The sequence below is a fragment of the Streptomyces sp. NPDC058045 genome, assembly GCF_042885635.1.
GTDB lineage: Bacteria > Actinomycetota > Actinomycetes > Streptomycetales > Streptomycetaceae > Streptomyces.
The window spans coordinates 1-23,274 of the sequence record NZ_JBHVRR010000073.1 but is presented as its reverse complement, the minus strand read 5'-3'; the positions used below and the strand labels follow the sequence as shown (position 1 = coordinate 23,274).

General features: G+C 69.8%; 21 protein-coding genes and 1 pseudogene. 6 read left to right on the top strand and 16 right to left on the bottom strand.

Annotated features, from left to right (window positions below):
* Window positions 1-77 precede the first annotated feature (77 nt).
* The 6 genes from ACFVST_RS27305 to ACFVST_RS27280 all read left to right on the top strand — a co-directional run bounded on the left by ACFVST_RS27305 (window position 78) and on the right by ACFVST_RS27280 (window position 9,402).
* Window positions 78-1,532 carry a tyrosine-type recombinase/integrase gene (locus ACFVST_RS27305; RefSeq protein ID WP_390156256.1) on the top strand — a complete coding sequence of 485 codons (1,455 nt, stop codon included), beginning with the start codon at window positions 78-80 and terminating at the stop codon, window positions 1,530-1,532.
* Window positions 1,529-4,357: a hypothetical protein gene (locus tag ACFVST_RS27300; RefSeq protein ID WP_390156255.1), complete on the top strand. Its 2,829-nt coding sequence runs from the start codon at window positions 1,529-1,531 to the stop codon at window positions 4,355-4,357. Before ACFVST_RS27305 ends, ACFVST_RS27300 begins: the two co-directional genes overlap by 4 nt.
* The gene (locus tag ACFVST_RS27295; RefSeq protein WP_390156254.1) at window positions 4,357-6,477 is read left to right on the top strand and encodes a hypothetical protein; all 2,121 of its coding nucleotides are present in this window, start codon (window positions 4,357-4,359) and stop codon (window positions 6,475-6,477) included. The genes ACFVST_RS27300 and ACFVST_RS27295 overlap by 1 nt, the downstream gene beginning before the upstream one ends.
* Complete coding sequence (locus ACFVST_RS27290) at window positions 6,474-6,881, top strand: hypothetical protein (protein ID WP_390156253.1); 408 nt, start codon at window positions 6,474-6,476, stop codon at window positions 6,879-6,881. Before ACFVST_RS27295 ends, ACFVST_RS27290 begins: the two co-directional genes overlap by 4 nt.
* A gap of 170 nt (window positions 6,882-7,051) precedes the next feature.
* A complete protein-coding gene (locus tag ACFVST_RS27285) occupies window positions 7,052-7,579 on the top strand; it encodes a hypothetical protein (protein WP_390156252.1) in 528 nt (175 codons plus the stop codon).
* Window positions 7,576-9,402: a pentapeptide repeat-containing protein gene (locus ACFVST_RS27280; RefSeq protein ID WP_390156251.1), complete on the top strand. Its 1,827-nt coding sequence runs from the start codon at window positions 7,576-7,578 to the stop codon at window positions 9,400-9,402. The genes ACFVST_RS27285 and ACFVST_RS27280 overlap by 4 nt, the downstream gene beginning before the upstream one ends.
* A gap of 177 nt (window positions 9,403-9,579) precedes the next feature.
* Here ACFVST_RS27280 and ACFVST_RS27275 read toward each other — a convergent pair.
* The 16 genes and pseudogenes from ACFVST_RS27275 to ACFVST_RS27200 all read right to left on the bottom strand — a co-directional run.
* Window positions 9,580-10,683: pseudogene (locus tag ACFVST_RS27275) on the bottom strand (YifB family Mg chelatase-like AAA ATPase); the annotation flags it as partial.
* A gap of 1 nt (window position 10,684) precedes the next feature.
* Entirely contained in the window at window positions 10,685-11,029 is a 345-nt protein-coding gene (locus ACFVST_RS27270; RefSeq protein ID WP_390156257.1) for a YraN family protein, read from the bottom strand.
* Between the two features lie 447 nt (window positions 11,030-11,476).
* Complete coding sequence (locus tag ACFVST_RS27265) at window positions 11,477-11,785, bottom strand: DUF2469 domain-containing protein (RefSeq protein ID WP_055510545.1); 309 nt, start codon at window positions 11,783-11,785, stop codon at window positions 11,477-11,479.
* A 65-nt stretch (window positions 11,786-11,850) separates the two neighbouring features.
* A complete protein-coding gene (locus ACFVST_RS27260) occupies window positions 11,851-12,381 on the bottom strand; it encodes an NUDIX hydrolase (RefSeq protein ID WP_390156250.1) in 531 nt (176 codons plus the stop codon).
* On the bottom strand, window positions 12,371-13,117 hold the full coding sequence (gene lepB, locus ACFVST_RS27255) for a signal peptidase I (RefSeq protein ID WP_390156249.1): 747 nt from the start codon (window positions 13,115-13,117) through the stop codon (window positions 12,371-12,373). The genes ACFVST_RS27260 and lepB (ACFVST_RS27255) overlap by 11 nt, the downstream gene beginning before the upstream one ends.
* Window positions 13,118-13,185: 68 nt before the next feature.
* The gene (gene lepB, locus ACFVST_RS27250) at window positions 13,186-14,160 is read right to left on the bottom strand and encodes a signal peptidase I (protein WP_390156248.1); all 975 of its coding nucleotides are present in this window, start codon (window positions 14,158-14,160) and stop codon (window positions 13,186-13,188) included.
* Window positions 14,093-15,130, bottom strand: a complete 1,038-nt coding sequence (lepB, locus tag ACFVST_RS27245) for a signal peptidase I (protein WP_390156247.1) — start codon at window positions 15,128-15,130, stop codon at window positions 14,093-14,095. Before lepB (ACFVST_RS27245) ends, lepB (ACFVST_RS27250) begins: the two co-directional genes overlap by 68 nt.
* A complete protein-coding gene (gene lepB, locus ACFVST_RS27240) occupies window positions 15,123-15,788 on the bottom strand; it encodes a signal peptidase I (RefSeq protein ID WP_390156246.1) in 666 nt (221 codons plus the stop codon). The genes lepB (ACFVST_RS27245) and lepB (ACFVST_RS27240) overlap by 8 nt, the downstream gene beginning before the upstream one ends.
* A gap of 66 nt (window positions 15,789-15,854) precedes the next feature.
* Window positions 15,855-16,205 (bottom strand): 50S ribosomal protein L19, encoded by a 351-nt coding sequence (gene rplS, locus ACFVST_RS27235; RefSeq protein WP_390156245.1) that lies wholly within the window; start codon window positions 16,203-16,205, stop codon window positions 15,855-15,857.
* A 134-nt stretch (window positions 16,206-16,339) separates the two neighbouring features.
* Window positions 16,340-17,161 carry a tRNA (guanosine(37)-N1)-methyltransferase TrmD gene (gene trmD, locus ACFVST_RS27230; RefSeq protein WP_390156244.1) on the bottom strand — a complete coding sequence of 274 codons (822 nt, stop codon included), beginning with the start codon at window positions 17,159-17,161 and terminating at the stop codon, window positions 16,340-16,342.
* The gene (gene rimM / locus ACFVST_RS27225) at window positions 17,161-17,775 is read right to left on the bottom strand and encodes a ribosome maturation factor RimM (protein WP_390156243.1); all 615 of its coding nucleotides are present in this window, start codon (window positions 17,773-17,775) and stop codon (window positions 17,161-17,163) included. The genes trmD and rimM overlap by 1 nt, the downstream gene beginning before the upstream one ends.
* Before the next feature lie 164 nt (window positions 17,776-17,939).
* Window positions 17,940-18,179 carry an RNA-binding protein gene (locus ACFVST_RS27220; protein WP_351165394.1) on the bottom strand — a complete coding sequence of 80 codons (240 nt, stop codon included), beginning with the start codon at window positions 18,177-18,179 and terminating at the stop codon, window positions 17,940-17,942.
* 2 nt (window positions 18,180-18,181) lie between these two features.
* A complete protein-coding gene (rpsP, locus tag ACFVST_RS27215) occupies window positions 18,182-18,610 on the bottom strand; it encodes a 30S ribosomal protein S16 (protein ID WP_390156242.1) in 429 nt (142 codons plus the stop codon).
* Window positions 18,611-18,872: 262 nt separating this feature from the next.
* Window positions 18,873-19,469, bottom strand: coding sequence for a hypothetical protein (locus ACFVST_RS27210; protein ID WP_390156241.1), 597 nt, complete (start codon window positions 19,467-19,469; stop codon window positions 18,873-18,875).
* A 430-nt stretch (window positions 19,470-19,899) separates the two neighbouring features.
* On the bottom strand, window positions 19,900-21,441 hold the full coding sequence (gene ffh, locus ACFVST_RS27205) for a signal recognition particle protein (protein WP_390156240.1): 1,542 nt from the start codon (window positions 21,439-21,441) through the stop codon (window positions 19,900-19,902).
* A gap of 196 nt (window positions 21,442-21,637) precedes the next feature.
* On the bottom strand, window positions 21,638-22,963 hold the full coding sequence (locus tag ACFVST_RS27200; RefSeq protein WP_390156239.1) for an ammonium transporter: 1,326 nt from the start codon (window positions 22,961-22,963) through the stop codon (window positions 21,638-21,640).
* Window positions 22,964-23,274: the final 311 nt, after the last annotated feature.

Sequence of the window (23,274 nt, the reverse complement as noted above, 5' to 3'; positions counted from 1 at the left end):
ACCGGCGGGGGGGGGGGGGGGGGGCCCCGCCGGCCCCCTCCACCCCCCCTAGCTGACCGCGCATCTATGTTCGGGGGGTGTTGCAACCCCCCCCCCACGACCTGCCCCGGCCGCAGGTCCCGGACCCGCTGATCTCCACGCTGTGGGACCTGGACGAGTGGCTGGATGAGCACGACATCCTCGACGGCACGCCGTACCTGATCGGTCCCGACGGCCGGTACGACGTGGAACTGAACTCGTACTTCACGCAGCTGGCCGCCGCCCCCGAGGGCACGCAGCGCGCGCACGCCTCGGACCTGAAGATGTGGCTGTCCTTCCTGTGGAAGAGCCGGGGCCGCAAGGACTGGCGTCACGCCACCCCGGAGGACCGGGCCGCCTACAAGCAGTGGCGTACGGCGGACCCGCGTGGGCCGCACGTCGACTGGGCCACCTGGGACCGCGAGGTCGCCACCGTCAATTCCTTCTACAACTGGGCGATCCACCCCCGCAGGCAGTACGCGGCGGAGAACCCGATCCTGCAGCGCGAGAGCCGGGCCCGTGACACCCACGGCCGCCGCCGCGGCGGCACCACGCCGGCCGAGTCCTCCCACACCGGGCCCCGCAACCAGATCGTGTGGCTGACCCCGGAGATGTACCGGGCCTGGCGGGATATCGGGCTGCGCGGCTACACCCGCGAGGGGTTGCGCGACCGCTCGTTTCGGGGCCGCTTCGGCGCTCGCAACGCCACGTATTCCGATTTGATGATCCGCACCGGGCTGCGGCTGTGCGAGCAGACTTCGCTGTCGCTGTTCGAGGTCCCGCACTCGGTGCCGGGCAAGGCCAACGTCCGCAGCTGGCTGCCCTGGAGGCTCGCCAAGTACGGCTCGGCCCGCTGGGTGTACTTCCCTGCCTCCTCGCTGAAGGCCGTGTGGGACTACATCGAGGAGGAGCGGGCCGAGGCCGTCGAAGACGCCCGCGACGCGGGGGTGTACGAGCGGATCCGCAACCCGCTGATCATCACCAACCGGGCCGACCCGAGGGTCATCGTCGACGGTGAGGATCTGACCGTCGACCAGCTCGGTCACGCCGAGCGGCGACGGCTACTGATCGATACCCCTAACGGGCTGGAACCTGCCGCGCTGTGGATCAACGAGCGCGGGCTGCCCAGCGGTCGTTCCTGCTGGCAGGAGGTCTTCAAGGCCGCCAACCGGCGCTGCGGGCGTCACCGGCAGTCGCTGCGCGCCCACCCCCATGCTCTGCGCCACAGCTTTGCCGTGATCACCCTGGAACAGCTCTGGCGGGGCCACATCGAGGACATGGCCGCGATGAATCGCGGTCAGCGGATGACCCATCAGATGGTCTTCGGCGACCCGCTGAACTGGGTCCGTATCCGGTTGGGCCATCAGAGCGTGGTCACCACGATGCGTTACCTCCACACCCTGGAGGAGCTGGAGATGGAGTCCCGCCTGGCCCTGATCCCCAGTGCCTGGGAGCCCGCCGCCGTCGACTCGTCCGAGACCAAGAAGCCTGCTGTGGAGGCGATCCCCGCATGACCGCGCCCCTGATTCGCACCGATGATGCCGCGCAGGAAGTGAGCGCGCTCGGTCCGCTCGACGTGCTGTTCACCGCCGCCGACGGCGCCCAGGAAGTCTTCTCGTTCGCCTCACTGCCGCTGCCCGGCATCCGTACCGACCTGGCCACCGCTTTCCGGGCCCGGTGCGCGGTGCTGAACTCGGTCAAGTCGGCCGACAGCCTGTTCCGGTCGGCCGTACGGTTCCTGGCTTTCCTCTCCGAGCTCGACCAGCCCCCGGCGTCCGTCGGTGATCTGGCGCCCGAGCACATGAGAGAGCTCCTGTACTTCCGTATCGAGAGCACGACCCTCACCACGGCCCGCACCGTCCTGTGGGACGTCTGCCGCCTGCTGCGGTACATCCACCCAGGCGAGCGGCTCACGTCCGAATTGCGCGGCTACCTGGCTCTGTCCCGGGACGCGTCCGACTTCGACGCGGGCGAGGCATGGCCGGGCCTGCCGGAGGACCGCCGGAGCAAGTACGCGTACTGGCGGCACGAGGAAGACCCGGACAACCCATTGATCGTGCCGTTCATCGCCGCAGACGGTGCCCGGCGTGCGTTCGACTTCACGCCGTTGCCGCTGCCCGGGCTGCACGTGGACCTGGCGGCAGCCTTCCGCGCCGAACTCGGGCCCGCGGGCAAGGGGGTATCACTCGCCGTCGGCTCCTCGCTGTTCGCAGCCCTGCAGTACTTCCTGACGCACCTGGCCGAGCAGGATCGGCCGCCGCGCTCGGTGACCGAGCTGGTTCCCGCCCACCTCGATGAGTTCCGCTCCAGGCTGCGGCTGGCGCACGCCCGCAAGTGGGGGGACCGGTACTTCATGCTGGTCCGTCGGCTGCTGCAGCACGTCACCCCGTACGAGGAGCTCTCCGCTGTGCTGAGGGCCTTCCTCGAAGGAATCCCCGCCACCCCCGCCGGGGTAGCGCCGGCGGCGGGCTCCGCCCGCGCGCGGCCGGGCAAGGGCCGCGCTTCCGCGATGCCCGATGGGGCGTACGAGCCGGAAGTGGCCCAGGCCAGCATTCCCGTGACGCTGGCCGTGGCGTTCACCGGCGAGGACGGCCGCCGCTGGGAGTCGTCGTTCGCCGAACTGCCCTTCCCTGCCTTCCACGCCGACTTCGCCTCCGCGTTTGCGGTCCGCGTCGGCCCGACCGGCACTTTGCGCACCAAGAGCAGCGCGGGAACCGACTTCGGGGCGATCGGGCGCTTCCTTGCCTTCCTGGACGGCCTCCCGCGGCCCCCGAAGTCCCTGGGCGATCTGACGGTGCGGCACCTGGAGCGGTATCGCCTCCACCGGCTGGAGTCGACCAAGGAAAACGCGGTGCTGTCCGAGCTGTCCAGCGTGCGCCGGCTTCTGCAGGAGGTGACGCCGTCGAGCCTCCTGTCTCCGGAGATGCGCGACTACATCCGGCGTACAGGCCACACGCGCCGCCGCAAGGCCGGTAAGGGTGTGCCGGGCTACTCCGACCGTGAGTTCCGCGACCTGATGGCCGCCGCCCGAAGTGACGTCGTGGCCATCAGGGACCGCATCCGCAAGGCCGAGCGGCTGCTGGAGTCCTTCCGGACCACGCCGGAGGCGCTCAGCCCGCAGGAGCGGTTCCTGGCCGAGCACCTGGACACTATGGACCGCACCGGGAAGGTGCCAGCGGTCCGCACCCATCTGCGGCAGCACATCGTCGAAGGGCGCATGGACCTGGTCCGGCGGTTGTTTCTCACCGATGCCGACCTGGCGCCGCTGACCCTGCTCGCCGTAGGCCTGACCGGCCGCAACGTTGAGGCGATCAAGGAGCTTCCGCACGCCCACCGCATGCTGGACGAGCGGGCGGTCGCGGTGAGCCTGATCAAGCGGCGCCGTGCAAAGGCCATCACCCGGGAGACCGTGCACTGGGAGACCGGCGGCAACGACAGCCGCCAGCTCCATACCTCCGGCGGCTACTACCGGCTGCTGCACCAGCTGACCGCCCGCGGGCGGCGCTACTCCGGCGGCCAGCGGATCTGGAGCATCTGGACCGGGGCGAGTGGCACCAAGGGCGTCGACTGGGAGACCAAAGCCGCCGCGTTCGGCCACATCGACCCCTATGCTGCCCGGCTCGGCCGCGTCATGCGGCTCAAGCAGTGGGGCCAGCGCCACGGCCTGCTCGATGACTCCGGCAACCCGCTGCCGATCGATATGAACCGGCTGAAGACCACAGTTGAGGTACGTACCACCAAGGCGATGGGCGGGCACCTGCCGTCCGCATCCCGTACCAACACCCTGGACGTCTCCTTCGCCAACTACCTCAAGGGCGACCCCACGGTAAGGGAGTGGGCCGACGAGATCCTCACCACTGCCATCAACGAGGCCGAGGGCAACGCCCGTGGCTTCCAGCCCCACGTCCTGAACGCCGTCCAGACACAGGCCCTCGCCCAGGATCCCGAGCAGTCCGCCGCAGCCCTCGGCACCACACCGCAGACCCTGCGCCAGGCCCTGGGCGGGCAGCTCGACACCGTCGCCAGCTCCTGCCTGGACATCGAGCACAGCCCATTCAGCGACGGCCGGTGCGGCGTGTCGTTCCTGACCTGCCTGCGCTGCCCCAACGCGCTGATCACCCACGACCATCTGCCCGCGCTCCTGACCCTCGTAGACACCCTCGGCGCCGCCCGGCAGTCCATGGACATCGACGCGTGGGTGAACGAGCACGGCCGGACCTGGCTCGCGCTGACCCGCCTGATCCTGCCGCAGTTCACCGACGCCGAACGCGACCAGGCCGCCAAAGCCGATCCGCAGGACCTCGGCCTGGACCTGCTCGACGTACCGAAGGACAACTGATGACCACCGCAACGGCCCGCACCCTCATCCGGGGCATCGCCGACGACGCCCTCGTCCTGGCCAAGCGCCCGCTGACCGCCGGCGTCCGGCTCGCCGACACCGCACGGTTCGGCGACGACAAGTGGGACCTGACCCCGGCCGTACACCAGCAGCACCAGCAGGCCCTCAGCCTGAACTTCCTCACCCTGCCCGCTCAGTTCCGGCACACCGCCAAGGAGTTCTTCTTCGCGCTCCTGCGCCACGACCACCCCCACGGACAGCCCGAGCTGAGCATCATCACCATCCGCGGACGCTTCAGCCACCTCAAGGAGTTCTTCCACTGGGCCGACCAGCGCGGCGTAACGGCGCTCAGTGCCCTCACCCTGGAGGACTTCGAGGCCTACCGCGCCTTCATCGACACCACCCGGCGCTCGCTGCTCAACAAGTCCAACAAGCGCGGCACGGTACGCCAACTGTGGGTGTACCGGACGAAACTGACCGGCGACACCCTCACCGTCGACCCGTACATCGTGTGGGACGACCCCACCACGTACGGAAACCGCGGACGCACCCGCCGCGGCTCCGGGGAGAACACCACCGACCGCATCCCCGAGGAAGTCCTCGGCCCACTGCTCACCTGGGCCCTGCGCTGGGTGGAAGACTTCGCCGAAGACATCCTGAGCGGTCTCAAGGACTGGCAGGAGGCCCGCTCCGCGACCCTGTTCAAGGGCACGGTCAACGGTGAGACACCGCACGAACGGCTTCTCACCGTCCTGGACCGCTACCGCCGCGAGGGCCGGCCGATGCCCCGCACCACCTACGGCCCCACGGCCGTCAAGGTGCCGGTGACCGTGAACCTCAAGCAGCTCGCCCGCGAGGCCCGCGTGCATGTCAGCACGCTCCACAAGCAGCCCGAGCACCGGCAGCTCATCGACGCCACCGTGAACGAACTCGGCCTGGACGACACGACCTACCTGTGGACCCCCGTCCGCGGCACGCTCGACGGGCAGCCCTGGCTGCCCGCGATGCGCTGGGACTCCGCCGAGAACTACGCCCGGCTCCTGCAGGCCGCCTGCTACATCGTGATCGCCTACCTGTCCGGGATGCGTGACAGCGAGGTCAAGCACATGAAGCGCGGCTGCCTGAGCATCTGGCGCGACGAAGAGGGCCGCCCCGTCCGGTACCGGATCACCAGCCAGGCATTCAAGGGCGAGGGCACCCCCGAGGGCGTCGAGGCCACCTGGATCGTCAACGCCTCCGTGGCCAAGGCCATGAAGACCCTCGAAGCCCTCCAGCCCGCCGAGCAGCCGTTCCTGTTCGCCGTGCCGCCCTCATCCCGCGCCCACCCCAAGACCAAGGCCAACCCCGCCCAGACGAGCGGGACTACCCGGAGGAATCTCGCCTACTTCATCGAATGGACCAACTCCTACTGTGCCCGCCTCGGCCGCCCCGACGGCATCCCAGACGTCAACGAACGCCCCTGGAACCTCCTGACCCGGCAATTCCGCCGCACGCTGGCCTGGTGCATCGCACGTCAGCCCGGCGGCACGATCGCCGGCGCCATCCAGTACCGCCACCACTCGATCCAGATGTTCGAGGGCTATGCCGGCACCTCTACCTCAGGCTTCCGCCCCGAGGTCGAGGCCGAGGAGGCCATCGCCCGTGGCGAAAAGCTCGGCGACATCATCCTCAGCCCCTCCCCGCAGCGCCTCGCCGGTCCGGCCGCCGAGGAAGCCGAGGCCCGCCTGGCGGCCCTGGAGAGCGAGGTCCAGTTCCTCGGCAAAGTCATCACCGACGACAAGCGGCTGGCCCGTCACATGAATCGCCATGACCCGCACATCTATCCCGGCAAGTTCGTCACCTGCGTCTACAACCCCGACCGCGCCCTCTGCCGACGGAGCGACTCCGACGGGCCGTCCCTCCCGGACTGCCAGCCGTTCAAGTGCCGCAACGTCGCACTGACCGCAGAGAACGCCAGTGCCTTCCTCACCTGGCTCCAGCGGCTCGAACGCGCGCTCGCCAACGGCGTCATCCTCGCGCCGTACGTGCGGCACCGCATGGAAGAACGGCGTGCCGAACTCTCCGACTTCCTCGACGCCAACAACATCCCCACCAGCACGACCAAGGAGACCGTACGGTGACCCGGCCCACCCTCACCGACGACGAAGTACAGCTCGCCATGAACCTGGTGCTTCGCCAGGCCCGGGAGACCGGCCGTCGCGCCACCATCACAGCCGTAGAGCGGCGGCTGGACGTCAAGCACGCCACCTTCTACCGGAACTTCCCCCACCTCATCACCTGGTTCCAGGAACAGGCCGACGCCCAGTGCAACACCCCCCGGCCCGAACAGGACACGAAGCGCCCGAAGCCCCAGGAAGACGTGATCGCCGACCTCCGCCGCGAGAACACGCAGCTTCGCCGCACCCTCGCCATCTACGCCGAGGCCCTGCGCCAGCTCACCCTCGACCACGAGGAAGTACGCAGCCAAGTCCAACAATCTGCGCACGTGACCGACCTCGCGGCCCGCCGCAGCCGTCAGCCCTGAAACCGAGCCAAGACGAAGGGCGCGCAGACGCCGCCCAACGGTTGGGCGGCGTCTGCGCGCTATCGAGATCAGCGAGAACTGCTGACGGTGGCCGAGGACCGCCTTGTCGCCGGGCACTTGAGGCGAAAAGATCAGAAGCCAGTGATCACACCATCAAAGGGGGAAGATCGGTGAGCACCTCACTGCTGTCACCGGCGGGCTGGCTCGTGCTGGGGCTGCCCTGGCCGACCGAGACCCGCGACGGCTGGGGAGAGTGCGCGGTCGCCATCGCGCCGCCGATGATCCCCCGCTCCCTCGTGAGCAAGGACACCGGCATCGCGCTCGACCTCGCCACCGGCCTGGCCCGCGACCCGAACGACGGCCCGGGAAAGGCCGTGTTCTTCTCCGACGTCACCCTGTGGCTCGACAAACAGGGCAAGACCTGGCCAGACCTCGGCATCGACTACGACGCCGTCATCGACGAACTCCTGGACGCGCAGGTCCCGCAGATCTACCTCACGCTAACGCAGAAGGCCCACGCCATCCTCTGTGACGCCAGCCGCGAAGGCCTGCGCCTGCACTACCCAGGCGGCGATGTCGAACACGTCACCCCGCAGCTGCGCCAGGACGTCCACGACGGCATCGCCCAGAGCCTCACCCGGGACTGGCCGCCCTACATCCAGGGACTCATCGACAGCGGCGCCTTGCAGACCCGGTGAACCTCATACACGCGGGCCGTCCCATCCTGGCCTTCCTGAGTGACGATCCCCGGCTTCGCTGGCCTGCCTGCGGTTTCCCGGGCGACCGCGGCGCCTGCTTCGGTGTGCCGTGGGAGCCGTACCACCGGTGCCTGGCCCATCTGGAACCGGAGGAACGCAGGCAGGCGCTCGGGGCGCTATCGCCCGGCGCCGCGGTGGACTGCCGAGGCGTGCCCTTCACCCGCGAACTGCTGGAAGAGCTCAAAGCAGCGGTCGGCAACACCTTCGGTGAGGCAGACTTCGGCCGCGCCCGCTTTCCCGAGCTGGCGGACTTCACGGGTGTCACGTTCACCGGCGAGGCCTTCTTCTGGCTCGCCCACTTCGCCGATGACGCCCTGTTCTACGAGGTCACCTTCAACCGCGACGCTGTCTTCGAGGAAGCCGTCTTCGAGATGGGAGGCGCTTTCGAACACGCGGACTTCCAAGGCTCTGCGTGGTTCCAGGACACCCTCTTCGGCTCGGACGCCGACTTCGAGCACGCCAGGTTCTCCGGCGGGGCCCTGTTCTCCCGCGCCCAGATGTTCGGCGAGGCTGCCTTCCTCGCCGTGACGTTCACCGACGGGATCGTCTTCGTCTCGGTACAGGTCGAAGAGAGGGCACGGTTCAACGAGGTGACGTTCGGCCATGATGCCGTCTTCGCCGGGGCCCGCTTCAAAGGCGACGTCGACTTCCCCGACACGACGTTCACCGGGCCCTTGGTGGGCCCCATCGTCTGCGGCGGCGTGCTGGACCTGAGCCAGGCCGTCCTGACCTGCCCGATCCGCATCCGGATCGCCGCCGCGCAAGTTCTCCTTCAGGCGGCGCAGATCAACACGGTGCTCACCCTCGACGTCCGCTACGCCGACGTCAATCTGCAGGACGCCGTGCTCTCCCAGCCCGTCGCCATCAATTTCCACCCCCGGCCGTTCTCCTTCAACGACGACCCGCTCCCCGAAGACCCGCTGACCGGGCAAGACCCACGGCCGCTGATCGTCATGCTGGCGGGCGTGGACGCAGCCTTCCTGGCGCTGTCCGGAGTGGACTTGTCGGCCTGCCTGTTCACCGGCGCCCATCACCTCGACCAGCTTCGCTTCGAAGGGCACGTCCCCTTCGACGAACCGCCGGCCCCTTGGACCCGCCGCCGGACCATCGCCGAAGAGCACCACTGGCGCGCCCTGCCCCTGCCCGGCCGCCGTACCGCACGGACCCGGGGCTGGCGGCCCGGACCAGCCCACCCCGACCCTGCCGTGACCCCCGGGCCCAAGGAGCTGGCCGCCGCTTACCGGCAGCTGCGCAAGGCCCTAGAGGACGGCAAGAACGAGCCCGGCGCGGCGGACTTCTACTACGGCGAGATGGAGATGCGCCGCCTGGACCACGACACACCCTTCGGCGAACGCCTCCTGCTGCACGCCTACTGGCTCGTCTCCGGCTATGGCCTTCGGGCCTCCCGCGCCCTGGCCGCGCTCGGGGTGGCGATGGCTCTGACCGTGGTGCTGATGATGCTGTGGGGCCTGCCCAACCCGAAGCCGCAACAGACAGCGATTGGAACCATGCCCGTTCCCGGAAGCCGGATCCATCTGGTGATCGACAAGAGCGACCCCGCTCTGTCCGGACCACTCAGCCAGCGCTGGACCGCCGACCGCGCCAAGGACGCCGGGCGCGTCGTACTGAACTCCGTCGTCTTCCGCTCAAGCGAGCAGGACCTCACCACCGCCGGCACCTGGATCGAGATGTTCAGCCGTTTCAGTGAACCGGTCTTCCTCGGCCTTGCAGCACTAGCGGCACGCGGCCGGATCAAACGCTGACGAAGGCCACCTCCTGCTGCATCAGCCCGACCTGCCATCCGCAGCGGCAAGGCATGCCCATCACACAACGTCACCACAGAGCCAGGCGGCGATCCCTCCCGTAGGGCAGTACGACCACACCTCCCGGCACAGTGGACAAGTCCTTCACCCCTTGTTGAACATGTCCGCACCCGCATAAGCGAGGATCATCATGAAGTGGGCGGGGAGGCGGACGACTCCGGCGCTGCGGGCGATGACGACGTGGCCTGATTCGAGGGGTTGGCGGAGTGCTTCGAGGGCGCGGCTGCTGAATTCGGGGGCTTCGTCGAGAAAAAGAATTCCGCGGTGTGCGAGGGAGACGGCGCCTGGGCGGGCGATGCCGGGGCCGCCGCCGACGAGGGATTGCATGGTGGCGGAGTGGTGGGGTGCGCAGTAGGGCGGGGTGTCGATGAGGGGTTTGCCGGGTGGGAGAAGTCCGGCTACGGAGTGGATGGCGGTGACTTCGAGGGCTTCTTCGCGGGTGAGGGGCGGGAGGATGGTGGGGAGGCGTTCGGCGAGCATCGTTTTGCCGGCGCCGGGTGGGCCTTCGAGGAGTAGGTGGTGGCAGCCGGCTGCGGCTACTTCGATGGCGGTGCGGGTGGCCTGTTGCCCGACGACTTCGGCAAGGTCGGGGGCGGTGGTATCGGGGAGAGGGCGGGTGAGTCCACCGGCGAGGGCGGCGCCTGGGAGGTGGAGGGCGTTGGTGTGGAGGTTCTCGGGGGTGGTGTCGTCGGGGTCGTCGGGTTGTGGTTCGTCGTTGAGCAGGGCGATGAGTTGGCGGAGGTTGCGGATTCCGGTGACGGTGATGCCGGGGACGAGGGAGGCTTCGGCGGCGGCGCTGGTGGGGACGACGAGGTGTTGGTAGCCGGCTTCGGCGGCGGCGAGGACGGCGGGGAGGATGCCGCGGACGGGGAGGGCGCGGCCGTCGAGGCCCAGTTCGCCGATCATGACGAGGTCGGTGAGGGCACGGGGGTCGATGTGTTCGGCTGCGCCGAGGACGGCGCAGGCGACGGCGATGTCGAAGCCGCTGCCGCCTTTGGGTACGGAGGCGGGGCTGAGGCCGACGGTGAGTTTTTTCTGGGGCCATTCGGCGCCGGAGTTGGTGATGGCGGCGCGGACGCGGTCGCGGCTTTCGGTGAGGCTCTTGTCGGGGAGGCCGACGAGGGTGAATGCGGCGACGCCTGGTTCGAGGTCGGCTTGGACTTCTACGACGACGCCTTCGACGCCGACGAGTGCGACGGAGTGGGTGCGGGCGAATGCCATGTCAGACGGCTCCTCGTACGTGCTGGACGATGGGGGCGCCGCGGTGGGGCAGGAGGACGCCGATGAGGTCGATGCGGATGCCGCCGGGGGGTGGTCCGCCGTGGTGGCGGCACCAGTGGAGGGCGAGGGTGCGCAGGCGGGCGGCTTTGGTGGGGGTGAGGGCGGCCAGGGGGTGTTCGTAGTGGCCGATGCGACGGGTTTTGACCTCGCAGAGGACGAGGGTGTCGTGGTCGCGGGCGACGATGTCGATCTCGCCGGTTCTGCCGATGCGCCAGTTGCGGGCGAGGAGGGTGAGGCCGGCTTCGGTGAGGCGGCGGGCGGCGAGGTCTTCGCCGTAGCGTCCCAGGGCGCCGCGTGCGGTAGTGGGGGTGGGGGCGTGTGTGGTGGGGCGGGTGGGGCGTTTGGGTTTGCTTCGGGGGCGGGTGGCGGCGGTGGGGCTGGTGTTGCGGGTGCGGGTCGTGGTCACGGTGGGCACCTCCTTGGGTGCTTACCGTGACGGATATGGCCCAGCGTTGTGGATCTTGGTGGATAACCGCCGCACTGTGGATAACTCGCTCACCCGCCCGAGTGACCACCGGTGCCGAACCGCGCCCGTCAGCGCCCAGCTCACACCTCGACCCGGCCCGCTCCCCCAACCCCACCCCTGCGAGCCAAACGTCACCCCGAGCCCAAAACCGCCCAGGTCAGCCGGGTCCGGCCTCCGCGACCTGGCAGGCCAGCCCGAAAGGGTCGGCAAGACCAGGGAGGGTCGACAACACCAGCGACCACATCCCCAGGAACGATCAGCTACCCGTCAGCTACTCGGAAGTTCGAGATCGCTCTTGTTGAGCTCCTCGATGTTCACGTCCTTGAACGTGAGGACGCGGACCTGCTTGACGAAGCGGGCCGGGCGGTACATGTCCCACACCCAGGCGTCAGCCATCGAGACCTCGAAGAATACCTCTCCCTGGACGGAGTGCACCTGCATCTCGTAGTCGTTGGTGAGGTAGAAGCGCCGTTCGGTCTCGATCACGTATTTGAACAGCCCGACGACGTCTCGGTACTCCCGGTAGAGCTTCAGCTCCATCTCGGTCTCGTACTTTTCGAGGTCCTCGGCGCTCATGGCATGTTCCCCTTCAGCCGTGCGTCCCCTCATTGTGCGTCAATCCGACGGGCACTCAGACCTTGTCAGGCGATTTCCGGGTCCAGGACCACAGGACTGGGCGGGGGACCCTCGTCGAGCAGGTTGCGCAGCAGCTCGGCGAGTCTGGTCGGGTACACCGTCTCACGGGCCCGGACCAGTTCTCCGTACGACCACCAGCGTGCACCGTCGACGCTGCGTCGCTCCAGTTCGGTGAGGCCGTCGCCGCCGGTGTCGAGGTCGTCGGGGCGACTGGTCCTGGCCAGGTAGTACCACTCGTCCTGGTCCCAGCGGCGGCCGGCGAAGGGGAAGGAGCAGGTCCGGCGCCACAGGGCGGGGCCGAGTTCGACGCGGGTGATGCCGGTCTCCTCGGCGAGTTCACGCAGCGCGGCCTCTTCGTGACTCTCGTCTCCTTCGAGTCCGCCGCCGGGGGTGAACCACCAGGTGCGGGCGGGGTCGTCCGGTTCATGGCCGTGCAGGAGCAGTACGCGGTCCTGCGGGTCGAGGAGGATGACACGGGCGACGCGCCGCACCTCACGGGAGGTGTGCGGCGGGCCCGGCTGCGGATCAGCGGGCACCGGCGAGCTCCCCCGGGTTCCGGCGGCCGCGGGCGGCGCGGCGGCGGGCGAGTGGCCCCCAGGCGGCGCCGCCGAGGACGAGGGCGGCCCCGGCGGCGATCACCACGAGGACGGTGTTGAGGGGGCCGGGGCTGGAGGTGCCGCCCGGCAGGTCCTGGAAGTTCGTGGGGTGGTCCAACATGCCCTTCAGGGGCCAGGCCACGGCGTCGACGCGGGCGGTGACGGCGCTGAGCGGCACCGAGCCGTGCGCGGCGTCCTCCAGGTGGACGGTGGAGTCGAGGGAGCCGCTGCGTTCGTCGCCGAGGAGGAAGAGGCGGCCCTGCGGGACGGTGGTGCGGGGGATGCCGGTGGCGGACGCGGGCTTGCCGGACTGGAGGTAGGGCTCGTCGATCTGCTTGCCGTTGACGGTGAGCTTGCCGTCGGTGCAGCAGGCGATCTTGTCTCCGCCGACCGCGACGACCCGCTTCACCATGGGCAGGGCGCCCCAGGTCGAGTCGGTGAAGACGACGACGTCGCCGCGGCGGACCTGGCTGCCGTCGATGCGCTCGGCGAGGACGCGGTCACCGGAGCTGATGGTGGGGGTCATGGACTCGGTGGGCACGGTGTACGGCTGGTAGACGACGGCGCCCCAGACGAATCCGCCGAGGAACAGCACGCAGCCGAGGGCCACGGCCAGACCCGACAGTATGCTGCCGGTCCGGCCGAGGCCCTCGGCCCCGCCTCGTGTCCTGCTCATCTGCTGTGTGCTCCCAGTCCCGAGAGCCGGTGCGCGGCCGGCGGCGGTTCGGTGATCTGGGCGGCACCCTACCGTTCGGTGCTACCGGCAGAAACCCTGATGTTCTCGGTCTGGACACGGCGCCTGCGCCACAGCACGAGCGGCACAGCACCGGCGAGGCCGAGCGCGCCGGGGGCGCCAGCGGCGATACCGGACTGGTCGAAGGTGTCCGGGACGGGCAGGGTGGACCAGCGGGTGGGCGGCCAGGCGACGACGATGGCGCGGCCGACGACCTTGTCGACGGGGACGAAGCCGTTGTACTTGTCGTGGTACTCCTTGCCGTGGTGGTAGCGGGAGTCCAGCGAGTTCTGCCGGTGGTCGCCCATGACCCACAGCCGGTCCTTGGGCACGGTGACCTTGAACTGGCCGCCCTGTTCGTCGACGCTGCACGGGGTGTTGCCCGCGTAGACGTAGGACTTCTCGTCGAGGGCCTTGCCGTTGACCTTGACCGGGCCGGTGCCCTTGCACTCGACGGTGTCGCCGCCGACCGCGATGACCCGCTTGATGAGGTCCTTCTCGTTGGCCGAGGGCATCAGGCCGATCCAACTGAGCACGTTCTGCACGGCGTTGGGCTTGGGCGCGGGCTCACCCGCGAGCCAGTTGTCCGGGTCGTTGAAGACGACGACCTCGCCGCGTTCCGGTTCGGAGCCGAACCACGGTGTCAGCTTGTCCACGAGGACGCGGTCCCCGATCTGCAGGGTGTTCTCCATCGACGCCGAAGGGATGGAGAAGGCCTGCACCAGGAACGTCTTGATGAGCAGTGCCAGCACCAGGGCGATACCGATGAGCAGCGGCAGTTCCTTCCAGAAGGAGCGCTGCTTCTTCGGCTGGTCGTCGCCCCGGGTGCCGGGGTGGCCGTGGCGCGGGCCGCCGCCGTCCCCGGATTCCGGATCGGGTCCGGGTGTCTGCGGGTCGTGCTCGGGGCCGTTGCCGTCCTCAGGGTCGTAGGAGCCCTCCTCGGGTCCGTCGTGACCGGAACGCGCGCCGACTGCCACATCCCCCACTTTCTCTCCTCACTCCGTGCCGCCGCCTGCCCGCCGTCCGGTGCAGGCCCACCACTCCCATAACGAGCGGGAGTTCCGCAGGGATCGGGAGCGGGATCAATTCGTGTCGATCCGCGGACGCCAGCCTATGCGACGTGCCGTGGGCCGAGTTCGCCGTGCGGCCCGCTTCGGGGATGCGGGCGAAGGTGCCGGGCTCCTCCAGGCTGCGCCAGTGGCCGAAGGGCCAGGCGATGACGCGGGCGCGCCCGATGACGCCCTCCTCGGAAACGGTGCCGTGGTACTTCTCGTTGCGGTGGAACCTTGAGTCCGCGGAGTTCGCCCTGTGGTCACCCATCACGAAGAGTCTGCCCTCGGGGACCTTCACCTCGAACGGGAAGTCGGAGGGTTTGTTCCCGGGGTGGATGTAGTCGCGTTCTTCGAGGGGGACGCCATTGACGGTGACGCGGCCGAGGCCGTCGCAGCACTTCACGGTGTCGCCGCCGACCGCGACGACGCGCTTGATCAGGTCGCGTTCGTTGTCGGAGGGCAGCAGTCCGATCATGGAGAGCCCCTCCTTCGCCTGCTTGAGGACGACGGGGTCTTCGCTGTGCCGTTTCTGCTCCTGTTCGAGCCAGTGGCCGGGGTCGTGGAAGACGATGACGTCGCCGCGGTGCGGCCGGGATCCGAACCAGGGGGTCAACTTGTCGACAAGGACACGGTCCCCGATGCGGATCGTCTGCTCCATGGAACCGGAGGGGATGACGAACGCCTGGAGCAGGAACGTTTTGAGTATGAGCGCGATGACGACTGCGACGCCGACGAGGAGCGGTATCTCCTTGAGGGCGGAGCGGCGCCGGCGGCGTTTGACCTTGCGGGCGAGGCGGCGGCGTTCGGCGCGGCCGGGCGGCGGGGTGCCGTCGTCGGGCCGGTCGGCGGTGGTCGGGCGGGGCTCGGCACGGTGTCCGGCCTTGGGCCGTCCGCGGTTACCCATGACCACCGCCGGGGAGTGCACCCCAGCGGGAGACCGGCCAGGCGATCCACCGGGCTCGGCCGATGACGGCGTCCACGGGGACCATGCCGCCGCCAGGGGCGCCGAGCAGGTCGCGGGAGTCGCGGGAGTTGCTGCGGTGGTCGCCGAGAACGAAGAGGCGGTCCGGGGGGACCCGCACGTCGAAGCGGACGGTGGAGGGGGCGTCGCCGGGGTGGAGGTGCTGCTGTTCGTTCTGCGGCCGGCCGTTCACCTCGATCCTCCCCTGGCTGTCGCAGCAGACGATGTGGTCTCCCCCGGTGCCCGCGACACGTTTGACATAGTCGCCGGCGCCGAAGTAGCCGGTGCCGTCGAAGACGACGACGTCGCCCCGCTGCGGCACGCTCCCGAAACCGTACGCCATCTTGTTGACGAGTACACGATCACCCGGTCTGATTCCGGGTTCCATGGAGCTGCTGGGGATGGCGAAGGGCTGTAGCACGAACCGGCCCAGCAGGAGTACGAGACCGATGCACAGCACGGCGACGACGGTGATCCGGCCGCCGGGGACATGCCTGGTGAGACGGGTGGAACGCACGGAGCGCGACCGCTCCTCCGAGTCCTCGCCGGGCGAGGGTTCGGGGGTGCGGTCGCGCTCTGTGTGCTGTGCTTCAAGGTCCATCGCGGGCCGATCGTATCCGGCCTTGCTGTGGACCTGGATGCTGCCTGCGGGCCGGGGGCCGGGGGGTCAGCTCTCGCGCTTCTCCTTGATCTTCGCGGCCTTGCCGCGCAGCTCACGGAGGTAGTACAGCTTGGCGCGGCGCACGTCACCGCGGGTGACGAGCTCGATCTTCTCCACGATCGGGGTGTGCACCGGGAAGGTGCGCTCGACGCCGACGGAGAAGGAGACCTTGCGGACCGTGAAGGTCTCGCGGACACCGGCGCCCTGGCGGCGGATGACGACGCCCTTGAACTGCTGCACACGGGAGCGGTTGCCCTCGATGACGCGCACATGGACGTTGACGGTGTCGCCCGGGCGGAACGCCGGGATGTCGGTGCGCAGCGAGGCGCTGTCGACGGAGTCGAGCAGGTGGGACATGATCGTCTGCCTTCTTCGCTGATGCCACAGGTCATCAGCGGGATGTCGTTGAAATCAGGGGTGCTGTCCCCGTCGGGCGGGCGTCGTCTCCCCCTGTGGCAGGGGCGCCGAGCCGGACGGTGTACAACAGCGGGCTATTCTTCCACGGCCTCGGGGCTGCGCCCAAATCGGCCGTCGGGCCCCGGCTGCCAGCCCAGCGCGGCGAGGGTGGCGCGGTCGTGCCGGTCGAAGGCGGCGGGGTCGCAGCGTTCGATGAGGTCGGGCCGGTTCCGGGTGGTGCGGCGCAGCGCCTGGTCGCGCCGCCAGCGGGCGATCCGGCCGTGGTGGCCGCTGAGCAGCACCTCGGGGATGCCGCGGCCGCGCCAGGTGGGGGGCTTGGTGTAGACGGGGCCTTCGAGGAGGTTGGCCATGGCGCCGGGGGCGAAGGAGTCGTCGCGGTGGGATTCGGCGTTGCCGAGGACGCCGGGCAGCAGCCGGGCCACGGCCTCGGTGATGACGAGGACCGCGGCCTCTCCCCCGGCCAGTACGTAGTCGCCGATGGAGACCTCCACGACGTCGACGCGGGTGGCGTACTCGTCGGTGACGCGGCGGTCGATGCCCTCGTAGCGGGCGGGGGTGAAGATCAGCCAGTCGCGGCGGGAGAGTTCGACGGCGAGGTCCTGGGTGAAGGGCCGGCCGCTTGGGGTGGGGACGATGAGGACGGGTGCGTGGGCGCCGTTGTCGTACCCGTCGGCGATGATGTCGTCCAGTGCCTCGCCCCAGGGTTCGGTCTTCATGACCATGCCGGGACCGCCGCCGTAGGGGGTGTCGTCCACGGTGTGGTGCCGGTCGTGGGTCCAGTGCCGCAGGTCGTGGATGCGTACGTCGAGGCTGCCGCGGGCGCGGGCCTTGCCGACGAGGGAGACGTTCAGCGGGTCGAGGTACTCGGGGAAGATGGTGACGACGTCGAGCCGCATCAGGCGTCGTCCTCGTCGTTCGGGGCGGCGGCCGCAGGCCCGTTGCCAGTGCCGGGTGGCAGGGTGGTCTCGGTGGCGGCGTCGCGGGTGGAGGCGATGACGGCGCGGTCGTCGATCAGGCCCGGCGGGGGGTCGATGACGGCGCGCTGGGCGTCGAGGTCGACGGTGGTGACGATCTCCTCGACGAAGGGCACCAGCACTTCGCCGCCGTCGGGGCGGGCGATGACGAAGAGGTCCTGTGAGGGCAGGTGGGAGATCTCGGTGATCCGGCCGACGTGCGTGCCGTCGGTGGTGACGACGTCGAGGTCGAGGAGCTGGTGGTCGTAGAACTCGTCGGGTTCCTCGGGGCGTTCGTCGGGGTCGACGTCGGCGATGAGGAGGGTGTTGCGGAGGGCTTCGGCGGCGCTGCGGTTGCCGACGCCGGTGAAGCGGAGCAGCAGGCGGCCGCTGTGCACCCGCCCGGTCTCGATGGTGAGGGGGCCCACGGTCGCCGGGTCGGTGGTGAGGACGGCTCCGGGGGCGAGGCGCAGCTCGGGTTCGTCGGTGCGTACCTCGACGGTGACTTCACCCTTGATTCCGTGGGCGCGGCCGATCCGGGCGACTACGAGCTGCACGGTACGGGTCTCCTGTCGGATGCCGGGCGGCGCCGGCGTACGGGAAAGAGGTGCGAAAGCGGGTGCGAGAAGGGGGGGACGACTGCGGGCCGGGGTGGGCTGGTCGCCCTCCCCGGCCCGGCCGGTGCTGCGTGTGGTCCGGCGGCGGTGCCGCGGACCCGGTCTCAGTGGACCTGGTCGACGTCGACAAGGTCGACGCGGACACCGCGGCCGCCGATGGCACCCACGACGGTACGCAGGGCGCGTGCGGTGCGGCCGTTGCGGCCGATCACCTTGCCGAGGTCGTCGGGGTGGACCCTGACCTCAAGGACGCGCCCGCGGCGCAGGGTGCGCGAGGCAACCTGCACATCGTCGGGGTTGTCGACAATGCCCTTCACGAGGTGCTCAAGAGCCTCCTCGAGCATACTCAGGCCTCGGTCGAAGCGGCGGCGTCGGCCTCGGCGGCCTCGTCCGACTTCTTCTCGGCCTTCTTCTTCTGGGTAATGGCCTCACCCTTGCCCGCGTCGTCGCCGCCGAGGGACTCGAAGGACGGACGTGCGGACTTGACCTCGGGCTCAAGCAGCGGCGCGGGGGCGGGCTCGCCCTTGTGCTTCTGCCAGTCGCCGGTCTTCTTCAGGATGGCGAGCACGGGCTCGGTCGGCTGGGCGCCGACGGAGAGCCAGTACGCCACGCGCTCGGCGTCGACCTCGATACGCGACGGGTTCTGCACCGGGTGGTACAGGCCGATCTCCTCGATGGCCCGGCCGTCACGGCGGGTACGGGAGTCGGCGACGACGATGCGGTAGTGAGGCGAACGGATCTTGCCCAGACGCTTCAGCTTGATCTTGACTGCCACGGGAGTGGGTTCTCCTGGTTTGACGTGGGTGGAGCACAGCGGGATGCCGCGTGGGGTTGCGGTACCCGATGGTCCGATGGACGCGCCGGCCGGAGGAGAGAGGGTTCCTGTGCGGCTGTCGAGTACAGCGGTCCATTCTGCCACAGGCCCCGAGTGCCGCCGTACCCGGGCCCCCGGGGGTGAGCGCGGGGCCGGGACGGGGCAGCACGAGGAGACGGCTGTGGGGAAGCCGCCTCGTTCATGCCGGGGGTGCGGAGCCGGATCAGCCGGCGGCCGCACCCACCACTTCCGGGATCCGGAAGGGCTTGCCGCAGCCGCCGCAGACGATGGGCGCCTGCGCCAGTACGGACGGCACGACGCGGACATTGCGCCCGCAGTCGCAGACCGCCTTGACGCGGACGCCGCCACCGGAGGAGCCATGCCGCGCGGCCGGACCCTGGAAGCTGCGGGAGGCGTCGGTGGCGGTGGCCGCGGAGTGCGCCTTCAGGGCGCGCTGGAGCCGCTCGATGGTCGGGCGGTAACGCCGCTTGGCCTCCGAGTTGAGGGCGACGAGGGAGAAGCCGCTGCTGGGGTGAGGATCCTCGGGGTGATCGAGGCCCAGCTCTTCGGCGATGGCGAGGAATCTGCGGTTGTGGTAGCGGCCGGCGCGGGAGGTGTCGCGGACTCCTCTTGCGGCGGCGATTCCATGGACTGCCTCATGAAGCAGCCGTTCGAAGGAGAGCGTCGACCCGCAGGCGGACGACGACTCTCCGATCAGGGACTCGGGCGCGGCTAGATCCGGCAGCTCGGGGTGGTGCCGCTGAATGTCGGCCCACGCCTGTGCCAGCTCTGCGGCGAGAACAGGTGGTGTCGTGCTCACGTCGTGTGAACGATCGGGGACGTCGCTGTGTTCCGATTCCGGGCCATCCCAAATATTTTGCACGTACCCGTCAGTTGTCGCCGATGCACCGGGACGAGGGCGGGTACGCAGATCAACGGAGTTTTCCACATAACTCACCCGCTTCCCGCATAAAGGTGGAGATACACCGCAGGTCTGCCCGGACCTGGACTGATCCGCACTCCACAGGCCGGGCGGTGGCACCGGCAGGGCGCGACAGAGTACTCGACGTTACCGAATGGAACCTGAGCGTTCACCACCACCCCCTGCGGGCGCGGTGCGAGCGGCGGGCGCCCGGCGGTGGCCGTACAAACGCGGTGGCCCCGGTCGCCGGGTGTCGGCGGCCGGGGCCACGAGGTGGTGCGGGGCGGTCCGGAGGGATCGGGACCGGACGGAGGGGGTCCGGCCAGGGTCAGCCCATGAACTTCTTGAACTCGTCGGGGAGTTCGAACTTCTCGTCCTGGTCCTGGCCGAAGGCGTTGCCCTGGGCGGCGGCCTCGCGGCGGGCCGCGGCCTCCTGCTCCTGCTGCTTGCGCTTCATCGGGTTGCCCGAGCGCTGCTTGCCCTTGGCCTGCTTCTGCTTCTTCTTCTGCCGACCGGCGCCGCCCATGCCCGGCATCCCGGGCATCCCGGGCATTCCGCCGCCCTGTGCCATCCGGGACATCATCTTGCGGGCCTCGAAGAAGCGTTCCACGAGGTTCTTCACGGCGCTGACCTCGACGCCGGAACCGCGGGCGATACGGGCCCGCCGCGAACCGTTGATGATCACCGGGTCCTGGCGCTCGGCCGGGGTCATCGACTTGATGATGGCCGCGGTGCGGTCCACGTCCCGCTCGTCCAGGTTGTTGATCTGGTCCTTCATCTGGGCCATGCCCGGCAACATGCCGAGGAGCTTGCTGATGGAGCCCATCTTGCGGACCTGTTCCATCTGGGCGAGGAAGTCGTCCAGGGTGAAGTCCTTGCCGCCCTTGCTGCTCGCCAGCTTGGAGGCCATCTTCTCGGCCTCTTGCTTGCTGAACGTCTGCTCGGCCTTCTCGATCAGCGTGAGCATGTCGCCCATACCGAGGATGCGGGAGGCCATGCGGTCCGGGTGGAACGCGTCGAAGTCGTCCAGCTTCTCGCCGTTGGAGGCGAACATGATCTGGCGGCCGGTGACATGGGCGATGGAGAGGGCGGCACCGCCGCGGGCGTCGCCGTCGAGCTTGGAGAGGACCACGCCGTCGAAGCCGACACCGTCGCGGAAGGCCTCCGCGGTGTTGACCGCGTCCTGGCCGATCATCGCGTCGACGACGAAGAGGACCTCGTCGGGGCTGACCGCGTCGCGGATGTCCGCGGCCTGCCGCATCAGTTCCTGGTCGATGCCGAGGCGGCCCGCGGTGTCCACGATGACCACGTCGTACTGCTTGCCGCGGGCGTACTCGATGGAGTCCTTGGCGACCTGCACCGGGTCACCCACGCCGTTGCCCGGCTGCGGGGCGTAGACGCCGACCTCGGCGCGCTCGGCGACCACGGAGAGCTGGTTGACGGCGTTGGGGCGCTGGAGGTCGCAGGCGACGAGCAGCGGGGTGTGGCCCTGGGATTTGAGCCAGCGGCCGAGCTTGCCCGCGAGAGTGGTCTTGCCGGCGCCCTGGAGGCCGGCGAGCATGATCACGGTCGGGGGCTGCTTGGCGAGGCGGAGGCGGCGGGTCTCGCCGCCGAGGATGCCGATCAGCTCCTCGTTGACGATCTTGATGACCTGCTGGGCGGGGTTGAGTGCCTGGGAGACCTCGACCCCGGCGGCCCGCTCCTTGACCTGCCCGATGAAGGCCCGCACCACGGGCAGCGCGACATCGGCCTCCAGCAGGGCGATACGGATCTCGCGCGCCGTCGCGTCGATGTCCGCCTCGGACAGGCGTCCCTTGCCCCGGAGGGTCTTGAAGGTATTCGCCAAGCGGTCGGAAAGAGTGTCGAACACGGCGCTCGTCGGTCCTCGGGGTCGGGGGCGTTCGGATCGTCCTCCAGGGTATCCGCACCGGGCGGTGGTATGGCCCCTGCCCGCGGCAAGAGCCCACCGGGCCGCTCTCTGTGGGGGCTCGGGGCGCTCACCGGTCGCGGTGCGGGTGGGCCGCCCGTGCCGGTGGGGCGTCGACGGATCTCTCGGCGCCGCGGCGTCAGGCGTTCACCTTGGGTGCCGGTTCCGCGGGGACGTGGGGGCGGGCGGTGGTGTCCGTGCCGGTGAAGTCGTAGGCGGATTCGGTGTGTTCGGCGTGGTCGAGGCCGCTGGTCTCGATGTGGTGCGGGACCCGCATCCCGAGCGTCCGGTCGATGAGGAGGGCGAGGACGGCGGAGGCGGCGAGGGAGTAGGCGAGGACGCCGAGGACGCCCGCGGTCTGCCGGCCGAGCAGGTCGAGGCCGCCGCCGTAGAAGAGGCCGCGGTCGGCGGACTGGACGCCGCCAGTGGCGAGGAGGCCGACGAGGAGGGAGCCGATGGTGCCGCCGACCAGGTGGACGCCGACCACGTCGAGTGAATCGTCGTATCCGAAGCGGTACTTGAGGCCGGTGGCGAGGGCGCAGAGGGGGCCGGTGACGGTGCCGATGGCGAGGGCGCCGAGCGGGCTGACGCAGCCGCCGGAGGGGGTGATGGCGACGAGTCCGGCGACGGCCCCGGAGGCGGCACCGAGGGTGGTGCAGGTGCCGTGGCGGAGCCGCTCGTAGCCGAGCCAGGAGAGCATGGCGGCGGCGGTGGCGAGCTGGGTGTTGAGGAACATCACGGCGCCGACGCCGTCGTTGTTGCCCAGCCAGGAACCGGCGTTGAAGCCGAACCAGCCGAACCAGAGCAGTCCGGCGCCGAGCATCATCAGCGGCAGGTTGTGCGGGCGCACCGGGTGCTGCTGGCGGCGGGTGCGGCGGCCGATGACGAGGAGGACGCCGAGGGCGGCGGCGCCCGCGTTGATGTGGACGGCGGTGCCTCCGGCGAAGTCGATGACGCCCAGGTCGTGGGCCCAGCCGCCGGCCCCCCACACCCAGTGCGCGACGGGGAAGTAGACCAGGCTGGCCCACAGCGCGACGAACAGCACCCAGGCGGAGAACCGGACCCGGCCCGCGAGGGCGCCGCTGATCAGTGCGGGCGTGAGGACGGCGAACATCAACTGGAAGGCGGCGAAGGCGAAGACGGGGATGGTGGTGCCGTCCCAGATCTGGTCGACGCCGATCCCGCCGAGGCCGAGGTAGTCGCCGTCCCAGCCGAACAGGCCGCCGTGGTCACCGCCGAAGGCGAGGGAGAAACCGTAGAGAACCCACAGCACGGTGACGACGCCGAGGCTGACGAAGCTCATCATCAGCATGTTCAGGGTGGATCCGACACGGACCATGCCGCCGTAGAAGAAGGCCAGGCCCGGTGTCATGAGCATCACCAGGGCCGAGCAGATGAGGATGAATCCGGTGTCGGCGGCGGACAGGTGCGCGGTGTCGGCGGCCAGGTGGATGGCTGGGGACATCGGCGACTCCTCGTCGTCTGGGGCCCGCCGCAGGTGAAGGCCGACCCGGGTACGGAACGAGGGTGACGGGCGGGGGTTTCCGCGGGTGAGCGGTGCTGTTTCGCCGCGGTGACGTGAGGGGCGCGCCGGTTACACGGAGGTGAACGGGCCGCGGACGTGCCGTCCCGGCGGCGGCCGGGAGGGGCCGGCCGCGGCCGGGAGGGGCCCGCCCCCCCCCCCCCCCCCGTGTAACAGGCGGGGGGGGGCCGCGGCGGGGCGTAGCCGGCCCGGGGGGCGGGCCGGGGGTTGGGGGGGGGCCCCCGGCGCGGCGG

Excerpts from the sequence above, each read along its gene's own strand:
- ACFVST_RS27300 (WP_390156255.1), top strand. The coding sequence starts at position 1,529 with ATGACCGCGCCCCTGATTCGCACCGATGATGCCGCGCAGGAAGTGAGC.
- lepB (WP_390156249.1), bottom strand. The coding sequence starts at position 13,117 with ATGAGCAGGACACGAGGCGGGGCCGAGGGCCTCGGCCGGACCGGCAGC.
- ACFVST_RS27265 (WP_055510545.1), bottom strand. The coding sequence starts at position 11,785 with ATGAGCGCCGAGGACCTCGAAAAGTACGAGACCGAGATGGAGCTGAAG.
- ACFVST_RS27200 (WP_390156239.1), bottom strand. The coding sequence starts at position 22,963 with ATGTCCCCAGCCATCCACCTGGCCGCCGACACCGCGCACCTGTCCGCC.
- lepB (WP_390156247.1), bottom strand. The coding sequence starts at position 15,130 with ATGGGTAACCGCGGACGGCCCAAGGCCGGACACCGTGCCGAGCCCCGC.
- lepB (WP_390156246.1), bottom strand. The coding sequence starts at position 15,788 with ATGGACCTTGAAGCACAGCACACAGAGCGCGACCGCACCCCCGAACCC.
- ACFVST_RS27295 (WP_390156254.1), top strand. The coding sequence starts at position 4,357 with ATGACCACCGCAACGGCCCGCACCCTCATCCGGGGCATCGCCGACGAC.
- trmD (WP_390156244.1), bottom strand. The coding sequence starts at position 17,161 with ATGCGGCTCGACGTCGTCACCATCTTCCCCGAGTACCTCGACCCGCTG.
- rplS (WP_390156245.1), bottom strand. The coding sequence starts at position 16,205 with ATGTCCCACCTGCTCGACTCCGTCGACAGCGCCTCGCTGCGCACCGAC.
- ACFVST_RS27220 (WP_351165394.1), bottom strand. The coding sequence starts at position 18,179 with ATGCTCGAGGAGGCTCTTGAGCACCTCGTGAAGGGCATTGTCGACAAC.